The organism is Caballeronia sordidicola (genome assembly GCF_001544455.2).
Taxonomy (GTDB): domain Bacteria; phylum Pseudomonadota; class Gammaproteobacteria; order Burkholderiales; family Burkholderiaceae; genus Caballeronia; species Caballeronia sordidicola.
The window spans coordinates 457,025-476,377 of record NZ_FCOC02000002.1; the positions used below are offsets into that span (position 1 = coordinate 457,025).

The window sequence follows — 19,353 nt, forward strand, 5'->3', positions numbered from 1 at the left end:
GGTCTTGCCGCCGATCTCGCTTCCATCTCAAAACCGTGCCCGACCCAACCACGCTTCTCCCCGATGCCCCCATGACCGCGCAGCAACGCCGCGGCATGGCGGCCATGCTGCTGGCCGTATCGCTTGCCACGCTCGATACCGCCATCGCAAACACGGCGCTTCCCGCCATCGCCCACGATCTTCACGCGACGCCGGCCGCTTCCGTCTGGATCATCAACGCGTATCAGCTCGCGATGGTCGCCACGCTCTTGCCGTTCGCGGCGCTCGGCGGGATTGTCGGCCATCGGAAAATCTATCTGGGCGGCTTGATCCTGTTTCTCGTGGCGTCGCTGACCTGCGCGTTGTCGTGGTCGCTGCCCACGCTCACCGCCGCCCGGTTGCTGCAGGGAATTGGCGCGAGCGCGGTCATGAGCGTGAACACGGCGCTGATCAGCGCGATTTATCCTCATCACCGGCTCGGGCGTGGACTCGGGCTGAATGCGTTGATTGTGGGGATATCGTTCGCGGTCGGGCCAACGGTTGCATCGATAGTCCTTTCGCTTGGCACGTGGCCCTGGCTGTTCGCAGTGAATCTGCCTATTGGCTTGACGGCATTGTTTATCGGCTGGTCTGCGTTGCCTGAAACGCCGCGCACCACACACGGTTTCGATCGCGTGGCGGCCGGCTTGAATGTGGTGACCTTCGCCGCGCTGGTGTTCGCGCTCGGCGAGGCGGCGCAGCGCGCGCCCACGCATATTGTGTTGATGGCGTTCGGCGTAACCGTGGTCGCGGGCGCCCTGATGTTGCGTCGAGAACGCGGTCACCCCGCGCCGATGCTTCCCGTCGATCTGTTCAAACGGCCGATGTTCGCGTTATCGACGGCTACCGCCGTTTGCTCATTCGCGGCGCAAGGGCTCGCGTTCGTGTCGCTACCGTTCTATTTCGAAAGCGTGCTCGGGCGCAGCCAGGTCGAAACGGGTTTCCTCATGACGCCGTGGTCCGTGATGGTCGCGCTGCTCGCGCCGGTGGCCGGCCGCTTGTCGGATCGGCACCCGCCTGGCTTGCTTGGCGGCGTTGGCTTGGCGGTCATGTGCGCGGGAATGGCTTCGCTGGCGCTGTTGCCGGTACATCCCCACGCATTCGATATCTGCATTCGCATGGCGATTTGCGGCGCGGGTTTCGGGTTCTTCCAGTCGCCGAACCTGAAAGCGCTGATGGCGAGCGCGCCGCGCGAGCGAAGCGGCGGCGCGAGCGGCGTGGTCGCGACGGCGCGGCTGGTCGGCCAGGCGACCGGGGCCGCACTGGTAGCACTCAGCTTCGGCATTGCAGGTCATCGCGGACCGGCGCTGGCGCTCGCGCTTGGCGCGGGGTTCGCGGGCGTGGCAAGTATTGCGAGCGGCTTGCGCCTGATTACCCGCGACAAACCCAGCGAACCGATGCAAACCGCAACCAAATAAGCGGCGCTTTTTTACTTCGCCATCAGCGCCGCTTTTGCCTTGGCCACGGGCTCGGTCCAGTCACCGAGCGTGGTCTGCTTGAACAACCGCGCGCTCGGATACCACACGCTGTCGTCGCGATTCATCATCCAGCGCCAGTCGTTGTTCGCCGGCAAGAACACCCACACGGGCTTGCCGAGCGCACCCGTCACATGCGCAACGGAGGTATCGACCGTGATCACCAGATCAAGTTGTTCAATAAGCGCGGCGGTATCGGCGAAATCGTGGAGATCTTCAGTTAGATCGTACGGTTTCAGAGCGCAATCCGGACTCGAAAGCTGATCGCGCGCCGCGCCCTTTTGCAGCGAAAACCACGCAACATCCGGCACATCCGCCAAAGGCGAAAGCGCGGAGAACGGCATGGAACGGAATTGATCGTTGCCGAAAGTCGGACTGCCCGCCCATACAATCCCAATTTTCCTGCGGCCGGCGGCCAGCTTGTCTACGCGGGTTGGGCCCATGCCAATCCGTTCCGCGCTCACGCTCATGTACGGGATGTCAGCAAGCGCGCCGGGAACGAGATGCGACACATGATGCGGCACGCTCATGGAAGGCGTCCAGTAGTCGTACCCATGTGTCGGACCGCGATACGCTGCCCGGCGAACACCGCGCACGCTCTTCACCAGTTCCACGATGTTCTCCGGCACCCACATGTCCACGGTTGCGCCCATTTGCTCAAGCACCGTCACATAACGTGCGAACTGGATCATGTCGCCATGTCCCTGCTCTCCCACAACCAGCAGCGTCTTGCCTTGCAGCGGTTCTCCGTGCCACTCCGGAACGCCTGGAACGCTTATCGGCTGATATTTGCTCGAGCGCCAGCGCACTTCATGAAGCGCCCAGCCTTCCTTGAAATTGCCGCGTCTTAGCTCTAGCAACGCCAAGTTGTGCTGTGCATCGGCGTGATCGGGTGCGAGTTCAAGCGCGCGCCGATAGTGTGGTTCCTCTTCCTCGAACAGGCCTTGCGAACCGCGAGCCGCGCCCACGCACACGTGAATCTGCGGGTCATCGCGTAGGGTCAGCGCTTGGCGGTATGCCGCTTCCGCCTCTACGAACCGGCCATGAAGCCCAAGCGTTGTGCCAAGGTTCACACGCGCCTCGAAGTGATTCGGCTTTAAAGCCAATGCACGATTCAGGCTCGCCACCGCCTCGTCGAAACGCTTGAGCTCACGCAACGCATTGCCTTTGCCAAAATGCGCCTCGAAGCTGTCCGGATTGCGGCGAAGCGCTTCCTGATAAGTCTCCAGCGCTTCTTCGTAGCGCTTTGCCGCTGCGAAGGCGCCGCCGAGATTTAGCCGGCTATCGAATAAATCGGGGTCTTGAACGAGCAGTGTCTTGTGCTGCTCAATGGATTCGTTGAAGAGACCTTGTTTTTGCAGCGCCACGCCAAGGTTATTGCGTGCGTTCGTGAAATCGGGATCGATGACAAGCGCGCGCTCATGGCATTCCACGGCATAAGGGAGATCACCCAGCGCCGCTGCCACCAACCCGCGATTGCTCCAGCATGCCGATGCATCCAGTGCGAGGCCAAGGGCACGATCCATCAGCTTCGCCGCCTCTTCGTTTTCGCCACGTTGATGCAGCAAAACGCCCAGGTAATGCAACGCGTCCACGTGATCCGGGCGCGCTTCAAGAACTGTCCGATAACCGCTTTCGGCGTCGGCCATAAGACCGGCCTGATGGTGACTGAACGCGACGGCAAACGGCTCGGAAAGTTGATTCATGGCAGGCGTATTCAGCGAAGTGGATAACCTGTTCATGCTAAATCGCGCCTTACCCGCCAGCTATCGGATCAGTCCGATCCCTTGTTACCCGATTTGAAGTTATGCATTTCTGCAGGCGCAGGTCATTCTTTCTCACCGGGCGAGTGGAAACCCGGTTTGCCGATCTGATCCGGCGTTTGCGGCACGCGGCGAAACCGCGATATGTCGTAACCCATCTCATCCAGCCGGCCGAGAAGTTCGCGATATTTTGCATCGCTGATGGTCGGAGAACGCGCGAAGATCCAGCCGAGCTTGCGATCCGGATATCCAATGATCGTGTATTCATAATCCGGATCAACATAAAGCGTCTTTTGAGTCGCGTAGATAGGCCAGAAAACCCGTACGCTCCATTGCGCGTTGTTTGTGCCGGGAACAATTGAATCTGTGAATTGATAATGCTTCAGCGGGCTGTCAAACGTATTTTCGTGCGCGTAATACGAATCGTCGATCTTGCCGTCATCGCGCAATTTCCATTCGGCGTAACTGCCTACGAAATTCTTCTCGGCAAAGTACGGAATATTCGCAACGATGTACCAGCGGCCCATATAACGCGGCAAATCAACCGAAGGCGCGAGCGTCTCTTCGCTCGTGGCGCGCGGATTCGGATTCGGCGGGGAAGAAATGCATGCGCTCAAGCCAAACATCAGCGCGGACAAAAGAATGACAATGCGAGCAGGACGGACCATATGCGCACCAAGGTATAAAGGCGGATATGCATTGATACGCATATCCGCTCTGACCGGTTTCACGGAATCAACCGTCGCGCAAAATGCGGACCCGGCGCTTCAGATCCGGCGCACCTTTACCTTCTTGCCTTTCACCTTTCCAGCGGACAACCGGTTCACCGCCTTGTCCGCAATATGCCGCGATACAGCCACGTACGTGACCATATCCGTCACGTTGATCTTGCCGATCTGCGAGCCTTCGAAACCGGCGTCGCCTGTGAGCGCGCCGAGGACATCGCCGGGACGGATCTTTTCCTTACGGCCGCCAAGGATTTGCAGCGTCGCCATGGGCGGTTGCAAATGGCCTGGTTTCGCTGGCGTCAACTCGCTCAGCTTGTGCCATTCCACTTCCTTTTTCTGCGCCTGTTCAATCGTACCGACGCGTCCCATTTCGTCCATGCTGGCAAGGCTCAGCGCCCAGCCTTCCTGATCCGCGCGGCCCGTTCGGCCAATGCGATGGACGTGGATCTCGGGATCGGGCGTGACATCCACGTTGATCACCGCTTCCAGTTGCGCGATGTCGAGACCGCGCGCCGCCACGTCGGTTGCGACCAGCACCGAGCAGCTTCGATTGGCGAACTGCACGAGCACCTGATCGCGTTCGCGTTGTTCGAGTTCACCGTGCAGCGCGAGCGCATGAAAACCCTGCGCCACCAGCACATCGAGCAGATCGCGGCATTGCTGCTTCGTGTTGCAGAACGCAAGTGTGCTGACCGGCTGATAATGATCAAGCAACAGGCCTACCGCGTGGAGACGCTCGTTGTCGTCGACTTCGTAGAAACGCTGCTTGATCTTCGAATTCGTGTGCTGTTCCGTGAGCTTGATTTCCTGCGGCTTGCGCAGGAATTGCTGGCTCAGCTTGGCGATGCCTTCAGGATAAGTTGCAGAGAACAGCAAGGTCTGGCGTTCCTTCGGACATTGCTTCGCAACCGCGACAATGTCGTCGAAGAAACCCATGTCCAGCATGCGGTCGGCTTCGTCGAGTACGAGCGTTTTCAGCGCGCTCAATGCCAGCGTGCCGCGCTCCAGATGATCCATCAGGCGGCCCGGCGTGCCCACGGCAATATGGCAGCCATGCTCAAGGCTCGCGATCTGCGGGCGCATGGGCGAGCCGCCACACAGCGTCAGGATCTTGATGTTGTCCTCCGCGCGCGCGATCCGGCGGATTTCCTGCGTCACCTGATCGGCGAGTTCGCGCGTCGGGCACAAAACGAGCGCCTGCACGGAAAAAAGCTTCGGGTCGATCTTCGCCAGCAGCGGCAACGCGAACGCGGCGGTCTTGCCGCTACCCGTCTTGGCCTGCGCGATGAGATCGTGACCCGCAAGCGCGAGCGGCAGGCTTGCGGCCTGGATCGGGGTCATCGTGAGATAACCGAGCTGCTCGAGATTCGTCAGCATTGCTGGCGAGAGCGGCAAGGCGCTGAATGAAGTTGGCGTGGTCATGAGCTTGTGTTGTTACTTGTTCTTACTTCGCCGCAGGTTTCGGCGGGACCGAATTGTCCTGCTCGTAGGTGATGGTGCCGTCGGGTGCGTCGTGGCGCAGCACCTTGTTGCGCGCGCCGCACATGGGGCAACGGAACATCAGGCCCTGGCCTTCGTTCTTGATGAGCACGTCGGCGAGTTGCCATTCGGCGCCGCACGGCTGGTTTCGGCAGATAAACATGATTGAATTGAGCGTAATGAATGGGGTTGCAGCCTGAAAAAGGGCGCCGGACCGGCCGGCGCGCGCTGTTTTCGCGCAATAGAAGCCGAAGTGTACGCGTACACGGTGCGATTGCATCGTTTTACGGCGCTTCACGATTCTTCGCCCCTTGCGGGGCAAATCGATCCGTTAAACTGGCATTCACTAAAACAATGTCCAACCCGTCCTATCGATGCGAATCCTGCACACCTCGGACTGGCACCTCGGCCAGTATTTTCTCGGGCATTCACGGCAAGCCGAACATCAGAAGCTGATTGCGTGGTTGATCGAGCAGACGCGGCTGAATGCGGTGGATTCGGTGCTGATAGCCGGCGATATCTTCGATACCGGCGCGCCGCCAAGTTACGCACGCGAACTGTATTACTCGCTGATTCTGGCGCTTCGTGACGCGGGCGTGGGTTTGACGCTGCTTGCGGGCAATCACGATTCAGTCGCCGTGCTTGAAGAATCCCGCAATTTGCTGACGGCGCTGAATACCGTGGTGATTCCGTCCGTGCAGGACGATCCGAACGAGCAGGTTCGCGTGCTCAATACGCGCGACGGCCATCCCGGCGCGATTGTCTGCGCAATCCCATTCATCCGTCCGCGCGATGTTCTGCAAAGCATCGCGGGGCAAAGTGCACGCGATAAACAGCAGTCGCTGCAAGACGCGATTCATGCGCATTATCAGGCGTTGTTTGCGTTAGCGGAACAGAAGCGTGCGGACCTCGGCGCGCATTTGCCGATCATCGCGACGGGACATTTGACAACGGTCGGCGCGAGTGCGAGCGAATCGGTGCGCGAAATATATGTCGGCTCGCTGGAAGCATTTCCGACCGCGGCTTTTCCAGCGGCGGATTACATTGCGCTCGGGCATATTCATCGGCCGCAAAAAGTTGGCGGGTTTGAGCACATCCGTTATAGCGGATCGCCGATTGCACTGAGCTTCGATGAAGCGCGGCAGCAGAAAGAAATGTTGCTCGTGGATGTTTCCAGCGAAGGGCTCAAGAGCGTCACCACGCTTCACGTTCCATGCTTTCAGCAGCTTTTGTCGGTGAGAGGATCGTTGAAAGAGCTTGAGGCTGCGGTTTCGGCAGCTGCGTCCCAAGCGGTTGCGGGCGAAACGATATGGCTGGAAATCGTCGTCCGCGCCGACGACTATCTCAGCGATCTGCAAACACGCATCCAGAAGATGACGGAGAACATGCCCGTTGAAGTGTTGCGCGTTCGGCGTGAGCGCTCGTCCGCTGCGAACGCGTTTCAATCGCAGGCGAAAGAAACGTTGAACGAGCTGACGCCTGACGACGTTTTAGCTCGCCGCCTGCAATCGGAAACTATTGATGACAACACGCGCTCGCAGCTTTTATCGATGTATCGCGAAGTGGTCGCACAGATTGGCGCGGCGGATGCAGCATGAAGATCTTATCGTTGCGTTTGCGCAATCTGAATTCGCTGAAGGGTGAGTGGAAAATCGATTTCAGCCAGCCGCCGTTTCGCGATAACGGCCTGTTTGCTATCACCGGCCCGACCGGCGCGGGCAAGACAACCTTGCTCGACGCCATCTGTCTCGCGCTCTATCACCGCACGCCGCGCATGGACACGGTTTCGCAAGGCACGAACGAGCTGATGACGCGGCACACGTTCGAATGTCTCGCGGAAGTCGAATTCGAGGTGAAGGGCGAGGGGTATCGCGCGTTCTGGAGCCAGCGTCGCGCGCGCGACAAAGCCGATGGCAATTTGCAAGCGCCCAAGGTCGAACTCGCGCGGCTCGACGGGACGATCCTGACCGAGCGGATTGCCGACAAGTTACGCAAGGTCGAAGAAATCACGGGCCTGGATTTCGGCCGCTTCACCAAATCGATGATGCTCGCGCAAGGCGGCTTCGCCGCGTTCCTCGAAGCGAAAGCGAACGAACGCGCAGAGCTTCTGGAAGAGCTTACCGGCACGGATATCTACGGCACGATCTCGCGGAATGTCTTCGAGCGCACGCGCGAAGAAAAACTCGCGCTTGATACGCTGCTGGTCCGCGCCGATGGCGTTCAATTGCTGACTGAAGAGCAGCGCGATGGTTTGCGGCAGGAATGCAGCGCGCTGGCCGTTCAGGAAACCGCGCTCGGCGAGCGCGCCAATGAAACACGCGCGATGCTCGCGTGGAGAGTGGCGCTATCGGATGCCGAAAAGCAGCTTGAGCAGGCGCTGCTGAACCAGCAGCAAGCCGAGACAAAGATCGCCAGCGCCAAACCTTCGCTTGATCGTCTCGCCACGAGTGAGCCTGCGGAAAAGCTTCGTGCCGATCATGTAGCGATGGTATCGGCACGTGATCGGCATGCGGAAACATTGCGTTTATCCGCGATTGCGAAAGACCAAAAGCATGTCGCTTCGCTTGATGCCGCGCGTGGTTTGCTATCGGCGTCCGTGTTGGGCGCGCGTGTTGCGGAGCTTCGTCAGCATGCGTTGAACACGATTTTGTCGGAGGTCAAAACCGTTCAATTCGCGCTCGATCTGCATCCACATCGAAGCAAACTTGGCGAGCAGATCGTGCTTTGGCAGCATAAATTCGATGCACGCCAGCAGACGTTGAATGACATCGAGGCGACCGATAGGAAGCGCATTGGTTTGCGCTCGCTGATCGATACACGGGCCAGTGAAATCAATGCAAAGCGCATCGCCTTAACTAACGCTTTGGCGACGGCGGAACTCGCTCGCAAGACCGAACGCGAGCAGCGTGAAAAAATCTTACGCACGCTCAACGGCGAAAACGAAGCCGACTTGAAGGCGCGTTGCCAGCGGCTTCAAGACCAGCAGCATCTGTTCCGAAAGCTGGTTGATACGGGTGAGGCAATCGCGCGCGGGGCGCGGCAACTGGGGTTGGATCGTGAAGAACTGGCGCGGAAAAGTGCGTCTGGCCTATTGCTGGCCGAGCAACATGATCGCCTCACGAAAGACATCGAGACACTGACTGAGCAAGTCCACGACAAACGCAAGTTGCTCGATCAGGAGCGGCGCATTCTCGACCTTGCTGGACACCGCGCGGCGTTGCAGCCCGACGAAGCGTGTCCCTTGTGCGGATCGACGGAGCACCCGTCCATTGGCGCGTATCAAACGCTCGATGCTTCCGCGACCGAACATGCGTTGAAGGAAAAGGAGTTCGCGCTGCGTGGAAAAAGCAAGGAGCTTCTTGCCGCGAATGTGGCGATCGCTGAATCGAATGCTGCGGTAAGCGCGCTTAAAAAGCGCATTGATACATGGCTCGAAGATGAGGCGCGACACGCCGACAGTTGGCGAACGATATGCACGCAACTTGAACTTGAATCGGTTGATCGCAACACGCTCGACGCGCTTGTTCAGGAACATGCGTCCGGGCTGAAGTTGGCGCAGGACACGCTCGACGCAGTGGATCAACAGAAGACCATGCTCCAGCAGCACGCGAATGCGGCGAATGTGGCTGAGCGCAATGCAGTTGAACAACAACACGCGCTGAAGATAAGTGAAGAGCGGCAGAACGCGGATGAAAAGTCGCTGAAGGAAATGTCCGATCAAGTCGAGGCGTTAAAAAACGTGTTGCGCGAACGAGAACAAGCGCTTGATACATCCGTACTTGCCGCTGGTTACACACGACTCGATTCGTGGACTCAATGGCAATCCTGGCTTGCCGAACGCGATGATGAATGGAAAGCGTGGCAGAAGGAATCGGAACGTGTTCGCGCGTTGAACCAGCAAGCCGACCGCGCACGGCAGGCGCTTGAAACCGCATCGGCTGAAGCTGGAAAATGGTCGGTGCGCTGGACAGCTTGCGAAAAGGATTTCACCGGATTAGAAGCCGAAGTCATTTCCCCCAATCGCGATCCGGCTGAAGCGTTTTTATTGGCAATACAACGCTACGATATCGCCCGCGATAAGACCGTTTTGCTGGAAGGCACCGAGCGCACGCTCACGACGCGCTTGAACGAAGAAAAAGCATATGCTGAGAAAACAGCGCTTGCATGGTTGAATGCGTTCAGTGGCAGCGTGTTTATCGATGAACAATCGTTTTACGCTGCGCTGATATCGCACGAGGAACGCGGCGAGTTGCAAACGCTGAAACGTCAACTCGATGAACTATCGACTACAGTGCGCACGCTGCGAACGAATGCTGAAAACCGCCGCGCCGAATTATTGAAAGAGCCGAAAACCGAGCAGGATGGCGAAACGATTCAACGGGTGCTCGATGAAATCCTCTTTTCCATGAAGACGCTGAGCGAACAACAAGGCGGCCTTCGCGCGAAGCTTCAAAGCGACGATACGTTACGCGTGGAAAAGCAGGCGCTATACAAGCAAATCGATACGCAGCGCACGCAATACGACCTGTGGCAACGCTTGAGCAGCCTGATCGGTTCCGCCGATGGCGCGAAGTATCGGAAATTTGCGCAAGGCCTCACGCTCGATCATTTGATCTATCTCGCGAACCGGCAACTCATGCAGTTGCATGGACGTTATCAGCTTAACCGGAAGCTTGCGGGCGAACTGGAAATGGAAGTGCTCGATATGTGGCAAGGCGATGCCGCCCGCGATACCCGCACGTTATCGGGCGGAGAAAGTTTCCTTGTGAGCCTCGCGCTCGCGCTGGCTTTATCGGATCTCGTGAGTTTCAAGACGTCCATCGATTCTCTGTTTCTCGATGAAGGATTCGGCACGCTCGACGGCGAGACATTGGAGATTGCGCTCAACGCGCTCGATTCACTGAATGCAAGCGGCAAGATGATTGGCGTGATCAGTCACGTGGAAGCGCTCAAGGAGCGCATTCCATTGCAGATCAAAGTGGCGAAAAGCGTGGGAGTCGGTTTTTCAACGGTGGAGGTCGTGGGCGCTTAAGGCTCCACGACACGCACCGCAATTTGTTTCGCGGCCAGCTTTTCCACGATAAAAAACGGCACGTCCAATCGCCATTCTCCGTTTTTTACTAACGTCTCGTAGTCGAATATAGCCTGGCCGTCTGCGGAACTGAAAACGAGCTTTTGCGTGGCGTTATCGGCGAATGCGCTAGCGCCGCCTATGGCCTGGTAACTCGTATTGCTGCCCACGTGAAACTTCTCGATTTTCCATCGGTTCGGCGCGTGTGGCGGGAACGGTTTTGCGTCGTGGAAACCGAATATATCGTCGTGAGTCAGTACACTTTTACGCAGCGTCGGCCATACGTTCGTACGCAAATAATGCTGGTCGATAAACCGTCCGCTCGCAGCGTTTGCGGCGGCGAATCGTTGCATCGATTGAACGGCGTTCTTTAATATCCCGGCGCACCCGCCCCAAAGGCCCGCGAGAATCAGTTCGATATGCGTGAAATAATCGCGAATGAGGTGGAAGTAATACGGACTTTCGACCCATTCCTGAACCGCGGCCGCTTCACGCTCGGAGAGTAATGCGTCGGCATCGCGAAGAAGGAAGCGCTTGATGGCGGGGTCATCGATAACCTGAAAACGCCACATCAGCGGATGAACACCCGAATCCGGACTCATGAAAACGACGTCCGCACCCGCGTCCTTTAACCTTTGCTGCACGTGTGCGGGAACGGTCGCGTCAAGATACACACGGCACGTCCAGCCTTTGAACAGCTCACGCGTCAATTCGGCATTCAGCACGGCCGGTTCGCAATATCGCGGGTTCGCGCCAAACAATGAATACGCGATGACGTTTTCAGCAGGGTTAGCCGCGTTGAATGCGGGCGGCGCATGATCGGGAATCGGTTCGCTCGGATTGGCGCTGCATTTGGCGTCGGACGCGCGCAGCGAACGCAGCCCGTATTCGCGCATCTCCTCGGTCTTGCCTAGCCAGCCGCATACTTCCACCAGACCATCGAGCCACGTCGGCGCGGCGAGCTTGCGCTGGCTCGCCGGCGCATCGTGAATGCTTTTATAGACTTTATACGCCTGGTCGAACGCATCAATTCGCATCAGGCACAACGCGTAGTCCGGCAGGATTGTCATGTTCCCGGGCGTAAGGGTAAGCGCCTCAGCCGCGAAATTTGCGCCGCTTTGATAATCGCCGGCGGCACATGCCGCACGAAATGCTTCCGCGATTTTGCCGAGGCGTGCTTGAGCCGCCGCGCTTGGCTGCCGCATTCCTCCTGTCTGTCGAGCTGGATGCAAGTTGGGTCGATTCATGAGTTTTTATAAGCTGGCCGGTGGTCGGGCATCGTTTGTGCGCGCCGGACATCAAGCAATGCCGAGACGTTCCAAAGAACCAGCCACTTTAAACGCGCCAACATACATTGCCGACAAGAAGGATCGATTTTCACAATTTCACGTTGCGTAACCAGGCATCGGAGAGATAAAGCATGACCACGCTTCGATTGATTCTTGGCGACCAATTGAACCCGCTGCACGGCTGGTTTTCGGAAACGGACGCCAATGTCATCTACGTGCTGATGGAAGTGCGTCAGGAAACGGATTATGTTTTGCATCACGCGCAGAAGATCCTCGCAATATTCGCCGCAATGCGCGACTTCGCGCACCGGCTGAGAATGGCGGGACATCGCGTACATTATCTCGGCATTGATGATCCAGACAACGAGCAAAGCTTGCCTGCGAATCTCGATTGGCTGATCGGTCATTACCAGGCAAACGTGTTCGAATGGCAAGCGCCGGATGAATGGCGTGTCGACCAGCAAATGGCTAAATATGCGGAGCAATTAGACGTTCCGTGTCAAATGACAGATACGGAGCATTTTTATACGCGACGCAAGGAAGCCGCCGAATATTTCGCCGACAAGAAACAGTGGCTAATGGAAAATTTTTATCGGCGGATGCGAATGAAATATCGAGTTCTAATGAACGCGGACGACAGCCCTTGCGGCGGTCAGTGGAACTTCGACCACGACAATCGAAAATCGTGGCGTGGGATACCGCGCCAGCCGTGCGATCCACGCATCGCGCATGATCATTCGGCACTGTGGAAAACGATTATTGATGCCGGTGTTAAAAGTTTTGGAGAGCCGTGTGAAGATCGATTGCCGTGGCCTTTGAATCGCGAAGAAGCGTTGGCGCAGCTCGATTCGTTTATCGAATTTGCGCTTCCTGATTTCGGCGATTATCAGGACGCGATGAACACGCAAGCACCGCGTCTGTTTCACTCGCTGCTGTCGTTTTCGCTCAATGTGAAGATGCTGAATCCACGTGAGGTCGTCGCGCGTGCGGAGCGAGCGTATCGCGATGGACATGCTTCTCTGCCGGCAGTCGAGGGGTTTATCCGGCAGATCATCGGCTGGCGCGAGTTTATGCGCGGCGTGTACTGGGCGCGGATGCCCGAGTATCGTGAATCGAATGGTTTTGGAAATGTGCTCAAGTTGCCTGTTTGGTTCTGGAACGGTGAAACCAACATGCGATGCCTGAAACATTCGATTGGGCAATCACTCGAAAGCGCGCATGCGCACCACATTCAGCGATTGATGGTTATCGGCAACTTTGCGTTGATTGCCGGGATCAATCCGTTTGAGGTGCACGAATGGTATCTAGGCGTGTATGTCGATGCATTCGAATGGGTCGAGATGCCGAACGTGCTTGGTATGAGCCAATTCGCGGACGGCGGCGGACTGGCGACGAAGCCGTATGCTTCGAGCGCGGCTTATATCGACAAGATGAGCGACTACTGCAAAGAATGTCACTACGACCGGAAAGCGAGATTAGGGGAAACGGCATGTCCGTTTAACGCACTATATTGGGATTTCTTTGAGCGCAATGCCGGGCGGTTAAAGGGGAATTCGCGGCTGGTTATGGTTTATAAACAGTTGGAGAGGATGGATGGTGACGCGAAGGCTGGGATTGACGCGAGGGCTCGTGAGCTTCGGGGGGGATTGGATGAGTTGTGAATCACAAACAAAAAAGCCAGCCACATAAAACGTGACTGGCTTTTCATCATCAATCGATAACGCAAACCCTCAAACGTCGATATTCCCCGCCCGCAGCGCATTCGATTCAATGAACGCCCGGCGCGGTTCAACATCGTCGCCCATCAGCGTAGTAAAAATGCCATCGGCGGCAATCGCATCTTCAATCTGAACGCGCAACAAACGCCGCACTGTCGGGTCCATCGTCGTTTCCCACAACTGCGACGGATTCATTTCACCCAAGCCCTTATAGCGCTGCTTGGTGACATTGCGTTCAGCATCGGCGATCAGCCACTTCATCGCGCTCTTGAAATCGCCAACAGCCATCGACCGTTCCCCGCGCTTGATCAACGCGCCCGGCCCGATGAGCCCCTTGAACGTATTCGCTGTCGTCTGCAATTGCTTGTAATCGGCGGTCAACTGGAAGTCTTCATCGATAACCGAAACCTTCACATTCCCATGATGCCGGCGATTGATATGCAGCGACCGGATCTCGCGCACTGCGTCATAAGCCGGCTCAACCGTCACTTCCGGCTTCAACGGATCGGCACGCAACGCCTCTTGCAACGCCGCGGCCGAAGCCACAGTGGATTCTTGCGTCGACAAATCCAGCACGATGCCGTCCATTACCGCTTCGAGCGCGTTCACGTCATAGAACCGGCTGACGCGATCAACCACAGCCTGCGCCAACAGATAAGCACGCGCGAGCTCGCCCAACGCATCGCCGGTAATCGGCGTAGCGCCTTCGCTCGGAATCAGTTCCGAACCCTGCAACGCGAGCTTCAGCATATGCTGGTTCAGCTCGTGCGTATCCTTCAAATACCGCTCGTCCTTGCCGGCCTTGATCTTGTAGAGCGGCGGCTGCGCAATGTAGATAAACCCGCGCTCCACGATCTCCGGCATCTGCCTGTAGAAGAACGTCAGCAACAGCGTGCGGATATGCGCTCCGTCCACGTCAGCATCGGTCATGATGATGATGCGGTGATAGCGCAGCTTGTCGAGGTTGTAGTCGTCCTTGCCAAGCCCGGTTCCAAGCGCGGTCACGAGCGTCACGATCTGCTCCGACGAAATCAGCTTGTCGAAACGCGCGCGCTCCACGTTCAAGACCTTCCCGCGCAGCGGCAAGATGGCCTGGAACTTCCGGTCACGTCCTTGCTTCGCCGACCCGCCTGCCGAGTCACCCTCCACAATATAAATCTCGGACTTCGCCGGATCCTTCTCCTGGCAATCGGCAAGCTTACCCGGCAAGCCGACGCCATCGAGCACGCCTTTCCGGCGCGTCATTTCACGCGCCTTGCGGGCGGCATCGCGCGCACGCGCTGCATCGATAATCTTGTTCGTGATGATCTTCGCGTCGTTCGGCGTTTCCTGCAGGAACTCCTCGAGCGCCTTTGCCACGACCTCTTCAACCGGCGCGCGTACTTCCGACGACACCAGCTTGTCCTTCGTCTGTGAACTGAATTTCGGTTCGGGCACTTTCACCGACAACACGCACGACAGACCTTCGCGCATGTCGTCGCCGCTTGTTTCGATCTTCGCTTTCTTCGCGATATCGTGATCCGTGATGTACTTGTTCAGCACGCGCGTCATCGCGGCGCGCAGGCCGGTCAGGTGAGTACCGCCGTCGCGCTGCGGAATGTTGTTCGTAAAGCACAACACGCTTTCGTTGTAGCTGTCGTTCCACTGCATGGCCACTTCGACCGTGACGTTGTCCTTCTCGCCGGTCGCGTGGAACACGGTCGGATGCAGCACCTGCTTGGTCTTGTTGATGTAATCCACAAAGCCCTTCACGCCGCCGACAAACGCAAAATCGTCTTCCTTGCCGCTGCGCTGGTCGGTCAAGCGAATCCGCACCCCGTTATTGAGGAACGACAATTCGCGCATGCGCTTGGCGAGAATGTCGTAATGGAATTCCACGTTGCCGAAGATGGTGACATCGGGCATGAAGTGCACTTCGGTGCCGCGGTTTTCGGTGTCGCCCACAACGGGCATGGGCGAATATGTAATGCCGTTTTCGGCCACGAGTTCGCGGTTCTGCACCACGCCCTGGCGGAACTCCATGAAGTGCTTCTTGCCATCGCGGCGCACAGTCAACCGCAGCCATTCGGACAAGCCGTTCACGCACGACACACCTACGCCGTGCAAGCCGCCCGAGACCTTGTAGCTGTTCTGGTCGAACTTGCCGCCCGCGTGCAGTTCGGTCATCACGATCTCGGCGGCGCTGCGCCGGGGATCGTGCTTGTCGTCGAGCTTGAGCCCGGTTGGGACGCCACGGCCGTTGTCGGTCACGGAGATGGAGTTATCGGCGTGAATGGTGACGTGGATGTCGTTGCAATGGCCGGCCAGCGCTTCGTCAATGGAGTTGTCCAGCACTTCGAAAACGAGGTGGTGCAGACCCGTGCCGTCCGACGTATCGCCGATATACATACCCGGCCTCTTGCGAACCGCCTCCAGACCCTCGAGGATCTGAATGGAGGAGGCGCCATAAGCGTTGTCGGGTTGCGAAATTGGGTTTTCAGTCATGAGGTTTTTTCCGGTTCTGCGTCACTACTGGGTCAATACGCGGTCGCTGAGCGATCACTGCGGGGGTGGTGCGCGGCGCTGATCGAGACTTTTCGAAACACCTTAAAAATGCCAAAGGGGCAATGCGCCCCTTGGAAAGTTTTTTGGTTTTGGCCGCATCAGATGCGCATTGGCATCACCACATATTTGAATTCGTCGTTCTCGGGAATCGTGATCAGGGCGCTCGAACTCGCGTCACCAAGACTCACTTGCAGCATGTCGATCTTCAGGTTCGCGAGCACGTCGAGCAAATACGTGACGTTGAAGCCGATGTCCACGCTGTCGCCCTGGTAAGCAATCTCCAGCTCTTCCTGCGCTTCTTCCTGGTCGGCGTTGGTCGACATGATCTTCAACTGGCCCGGCTCGATCAGGCAGCGCACGCCCTTGAACTTGTCCGACGTCAAAATAGCCGCGCGCTGCAGCGAGCGCTGCAATTCCTCGCGGCCAATCAGGAACGTGTTCTTGTGCGACTTGGGGATCACGCGCTGGAAGTCGGGGAACTTGCCTTCCACGAGTTTCGATACGAGTTCGACCTGGCCGAACGTGAACTTGACCTGGCTCGCGGCAATGTCGATGACCAGCGCGTCGTCAATGTCTTCCAGAAGGCGCTGCAATTCCAGAATGGTCTTGCGCGGAATGATCACTTCCTGGCGGGCATACGTGCCGCCCTCGATTTTCATCGATGAAAACGCAAGCCGGTGGCCGTCCGTTGCAACCGCCATCAACTGGTCGCCGTCGACGACCAGCAGCATGCCATTCAGGTAATAGCGAATGTCCTGCTGCGCCATGGCGAAGTGGACCATGCCGAGCAACTGCCGGAATGTCTTTTGCGCAACGGAGAGGCTCGCGCCGAATTCGGTTGCCTGATTGACGGTCGGGAACTCGTCGGCAGCAAGCGTCTGGAGCGCGAAGCGGCTTTTGCCGGAGCGCACGGTCAGCTTCTTGTCGGTGAGATCCAGCGACACTTCGCCCGGCGGCATGGCGCGCAGGATGTCGAGCAGCTTGCGCGCGGCGACGGTGGTCGCGACCTGGTCGCTGCCGGTGCCGAAGTCGGCACGCGTGGTGATCTGCAGTTCGAGATCGGTCGAGAGGAACGACACGTCGGCGCCAGTCTTGGTGATCAGCAAATTGGCGAGGATCGGCAACGTATGACGGCGCTCGACGATTCCGCTCACGGTTTGCAGCGGCCTTAGGAGATTATCTCGTTCGGTCTTGACCAGTTGCATAGAGTTCCTTCGTTGATGTGACGGCCGCCCGCCGCTTTTGCCGCCACTTTCATGGAGGCCTTGCCACCGCATGGATTGCTTTGGGACGGTCTCGTGTCACGTGCCTGCGGTCACTGCCGCCCGCACGTGCCAGGCTTGCGCCAAAACGCCGCCCAGCGCCGCTGGACGGTTAAACCCATATTGTGCCTCAAAACCCGCCCTTACCCCGAAAATGGGGGCAATTTCGTCAATAAACAAGCCCGTTTTCCGACCCGCCGACATGCCCGCGCAGCTAGCCCTTGAGCGTCTGTTCGAGCACGTGCAGTTCGTGGTTTAACTGCGCGTCCGTGCCGCGCTCGGCGGAGATTTTTCGCACGGCGTGAAGCACCGTGGTGTGATCGCGGCCGCCAAACAGTTCGCCGATTTCGGGCAGGCTTTTCTGGGTGAGTTCCTTGGCCAGGTACATGGCGATCTGGCGCGGCCGTGCAATGTTCGCCGGGCGCTTCTTGGAGTACATGTCGGCGACCTTGATGTTGTAGAAGTCCGCCGCCGTCTTCTGGATGTTTTCCACCGAAATCTGCCGGTTCTGGACCGTCAGCAAGTCCTTCAGTGCTTCCTTCGTCAATTCGATGGAAATCTCGCGCCCATGGAACCGCGAGAACGCCAGAATCTTGCGCAGCGCGCCTTCCAGTTCGCGCACGTTCGAACGCAAGTGCTTTGCGACAAAAAACGCAACATCTTCCGACAAACTCACGCCTTCCGACTGCGCCTTGCGCATCAGGATGGCCACGCGCATTTCGAGTTCCGGCGGCTCGATAGCGACCGTCAAGCCCGAGTCGAAGCGCGAGATCAGCCTGTCGTCGATACCCGAAATTTCCTTCGGATAGGTATCGCTGGTAATGATCACCTGCGCCTTGTTCGCCACCAGCGCCTCGAACGCGTAGAAAAACTCTTCCTGCGTGCGCGATTTGCCCGAAAAGAACTGGATATCGTCGATCAGCAGCAGGTCGAGCGAATGGTAGTAACGCTTGAAGTCGTCGAAAGCCTTGCGCTGGTAAGCCTTGACCACGTCCGACACGTATTGCTCGGCATGGATGTAGCGAATCCGCGCGCCGGCCTTGTCCTGCAGCAACTGATTGCCGATGGCGTGAATCAGGTGCGTCTTGCCCAGCCCCACGCCGCCGTAGAGGAAGAGCGGGTTGTACGAAATGCCGGGGTTATCGGCGACCTGGATCGCGGCTGCGCGGGCGAGCTGGTTCGCCTTACCCGTCACGAAGTTGTCGAACGTGAGAACGGGGTTGAGCTTCGAGCGCTCGTAGGCCGAATCGTTTTCGCCGGACGAGGCCGTGCCGCCCGGCCGCCATGTGCGGCGCGCGACGGCGGCTTCGTTGGCGTCGAGGCTCGGCAAGTCGAGGTCGCCGGCGTCGGACTGATCGTTGAGTTGCCGCGATTGCGCGTCCTGAGCCGCTTCCGCGGCGAGCGCGTTGATATGGGCGCTGGCGTTCGCGTGGCCACCATTTGGCCGTTCCGCGGCAGCGTCCGCCTGGGCGCGCGGCTGGAACGCGGGCGAAGGCGAAGGTGACGATGGCACCGGAATGGGCGCGGGCGCGCCGCCCATCGCCTTTCGCGCGGTGGCTTTGGGATCCAGGACGAACTGGATATCGACAGGCGCCTTCCAGAAATCCCGGGCCAGGTCAGCGATACGGCCCGAAAACTGGCTTTTCACCCAGTCGAGCTTGAACCGGTTGGGTGCGGCAATGCGCAGCGTGCTCGCATCGGCATCGAAATCGACGAGGGCCAGCGGTTTAATCCACGTGACGTACTGCTGCGGCGTGAGTTCGCGCTCCAGCAATGCGGAACAGTGTTGCCAAAAATCGGTCATCGAGTGCAGTCGTTAGGGTTTACCGCGAGTCCTGCCGCGGCCCGCGCCGCTATCAGGCGCGAAAGCCGGATGCGTGCGGACAAGCGCGCCCCGAAGTCTTGTCCAGCCTGATTTTGCAGGCGGTACAGCGGACCGGGACTACGTGCGGTTGCTTCGGATTGAGGGGTGATTCTAACGCCAAATGGAATCACGGCGCGAGTTA

Annotated in this window: 12 protein-coding genes; 4 read left to right on the forward strand and 8 right to left on the reverse strand. The window is 58.3% G+C overall.

What is annotated here, in order from left to right; all coding sequences use genetic code 11:
- Nucleotides 1-71 precede the first annotated feature (71 nt).
- The gene (locus tag AWB64_RS05300; RefSeq protein WP_060817551.1) at nt 72-1,436 is read left to right on the forward strand and encodes an MFS transporter; all 1,365 of its coding nucleotides are present in this window, start codon (nt 72-74) and stop codon (nt 1,434-1,436) included.
- An 11-nt stretch (nt 1,437-1,447) separates the two neighbouring features.
- On the opposite strand, the gene AWB64_RS05305 is transcribed toward AWB64_RS05300, so the two are convergent.
- From AWB64_RS05305 to AWB64_RS05320, 4 genes are all read right to left on the reverse strand, one after another.
- Nucleotides 1,448-3,199 carry a tetratricopeptide repeat protein gene (locus AWB64_RS05305; RefSeq protein WP_063493165.1) on the reverse strand — a complete coding sequence of 584 codons (1,752 nt, stop codon included), beginning with the start codon at nt 3,197-3,199 and terminating at the stop codon, nt 1,448-1,450.
- Nucleotides 3,200-3,321: 122 nt separating this feature from the next.
- Nucleotides 3,322-3,924 (reverse strand): lipocalin family protein, encoded by a 603-nt coding sequence (locus tag AWB64_RS05310; RefSeq protein WP_060817553.1) that lies wholly within the window; start codon nt 3,922-3,924, stop codon nt 3,322-3,324.
- A gap of 99 nt (nt 3,925-4,023) precedes the next feature.
- Nucleotides 4,024-5,406, reverse strand: coding sequence for an ATP-dependent RNA helicase DbpA (dbpA, locus tag AWB64_RS05315; RefSeq protein ID WP_060817554.1), 1,383 nt, complete (start codon nt 5,404-5,406; stop codon nt 4,024-4,026).
- A 22-nt stretch (nt 5,407-5,428) separates the two neighbouring features.
- Entirely contained in the window at nt 5,429-5,626 is a 198-nt protein-coding gene (locus AWB64_RS05320; RefSeq protein ID WP_047895277.1) for a hypothetical protein, read from the reverse strand.
- A 211-nt stretch (nt 5,627-5,837) separates the two neighbouring features.
- Here AWB64_RS05320 and sbcD point away from each other — a divergent pair, with 211 nt between their 5' ends.
- Together sbcD and AWB64_RS05330 are read left to right on the forward strand one after the other, a co-directional pair.
- Nucleotides 5,838-7,061 carry an exonuclease subunit SbcD gene (sbcD, locus tag AWB64_RS05325; RefSeq protein WP_060817555.1) on the forward strand — a complete coding sequence of 408 codons (1,224 nt, stop codon included), beginning with the start codon at nt 5,838-5,840 and terminating at the stop codon, nt 7,059-7,061.
- Nucleotides 7,058-10,495, forward strand: coding sequence for an AAA family ATPase (locus AWB64_RS05330; protein WP_060817556.1), 3,438 nt, complete (start codon nt 7,058-7,060; stop codon nt 10,493-10,495). The genes sbcD and AWB64_RS05330 overlap by 4 nt, the downstream gene beginning before the upstream one ends.
- Here the strand turns inward: AWB64_RS05330 and AWB64_RS05335 are convergent.
- Nucleotides 10,492-11,739, reverse strand: a complete 1,248-nt coding sequence (locus tag AWB64_RS05335; RefSeq protein WP_063493159.1) for a hypothetical protein — start codon at nt 11,737-11,739, stop codon at nt 10,492-10,494. The two genes, AWB64_RS05330 and AWB64_RS05335, sit on opposite strands and share 4 nt — an antisense overlap.
- A gap of 215 nt (nt 11,740-11,954) precedes the next feature.
- Between AWB64_RS05335 and AWB64_RS05340 the strand changes: the two genes are divergently transcribed.
- On the forward strand, nt 11,955-13,484 hold the full coding sequence (locus AWB64_RS05340; RefSeq protein ID WP_060817558.1) for a cryptochrome/photolyase family protein: 1,530 nt from the start codon (nt 11,955-11,957) through the stop codon (nt 13,482-13,484).
- A gap of 69 nt (nt 13,485-13,553) precedes the next feature.
- Here AWB64_RS05340 and gyrB read toward each other — a convergent pair whose 3' ends face one another.
- From gyrB to dnaA, 3 genes are all read right to left on the reverse strand, one after another.
- On the reverse strand, nt 13,554-16,025 hold the full coding sequence (gene gyrB, locus AWB64_RS05345; protein ID WP_060817559.1) for a DNA topoisomerase (ATP-hydrolyzing) subunit B: 2,472 nt from the start codon (nt 16,023-16,025) through the stop codon (nt 13,554-13,556).
- 158 nt (nt 16,026-16,183) lie between these two features.
- The gene (gene dnaN / locus AWB64_RS05350; RefSeq protein ID WP_060817560.1) at nt 16,184-17,290 is read right to left on the reverse strand and encodes a DNA polymerase III subunit beta; all 1,107 of its coding nucleotides are present in this window, start codon (nt 17,288-17,290) and stop codon (nt 16,184-16,186) included.
- A 271-nt stretch (nt 17,291-17,561) separates the two neighbouring features.
- A complete protein-coding gene (gene dnaA, locus AWB64_RS05355; RefSeq protein ID WP_060817561.1) occupies nt 17,562-19,151 on the reverse strand; it encodes a chromosomal replication initiator protein DnaA in 1,590 nt (529 codons plus the stop codon).
- Nucleotides 19,152-19,353: the final 202 nt, after the last annotated feature.

Coding starts and splice junctions, on each gene's coding strand:
- AWB64_RS05300 (WP_060817551.1), top strand. CDS start 72: ATGACCGCGCAGCAACGCCGCGGCATGGCGGCCATGCTGCTGGCCGTA.
- AWB64_RS05305 (WP_063493165.1), bottom strand. CDS start 3,199: ATGAATCAACTTTCCGAGCCGTTTGCCGTCGCGTTCAGTCACCATCAG.
- AWB64_RS05310 (WP_060817553.1), bottom strand. CDS start 3,924: ATGGTCCGTCCTGCTCGCATTGTCATTCTTTTGTCCGCGCTGATGTTT.
- dbpA (WP_060817554.1), bottom strand. CDS start 5,406: ATGACCACGCCAACTTCATTCAGCGCCTTGCCGCTCTCGCCAGCAATG.
- AWB64_RS05320 (WP_047895277.1), bottom strand. CDS start 5,626: ATGTTTATCTGCCGAAACCAGCCGTGCGGCGCCGAATGGCAACTCGCC.
- sbcD (WP_060817555.1), top strand. CDS start 5,838: ATGCGAATCCTGCACACCTCGGACTGGCACCTCGGCCAGTATTTTCTC.
- AWB64_RS05330 (WP_060817556.1), top strand. CDS start 7,058: ATGAAGATCTTATCGTTGCGTTTGCGCAATCTGAATTCGCTGAAGGGT.
- AWB64_RS05335 (WP_063493159.1), bottom strand. CDS start 11,739: ATGCGGCAGCCAAGCGCGGCGGCTCAAGCACGCCTCGGCAAAATCGCG.
- AWB64_RS05340 (WP_060817558.1), top strand. CDS start 11,955: ATGACCACGCTTCGATTGATTCTTGGCGACCAATTGAACCCGCTGCAC.
- gyrB (WP_060817559.1), bottom strand. CDS start 16,025: ATGACTGAAAACCCAATTTCGCAACCCGACAACGCTTATGGCGCCTCC.
- dnaN (WP_060817560.1), bottom strand. CDS start 17,290: ATGCAACTGGTCAAGACCGAACGAGATAATCTCCTAAGGCCGCTGCAA.
- dnaA (WP_060817561.1), bottom strand. CDS start 19,151: ATGACCGATTTTTGGCAACACTGTTCCGCATTGCTGGAGCGCGAACTC.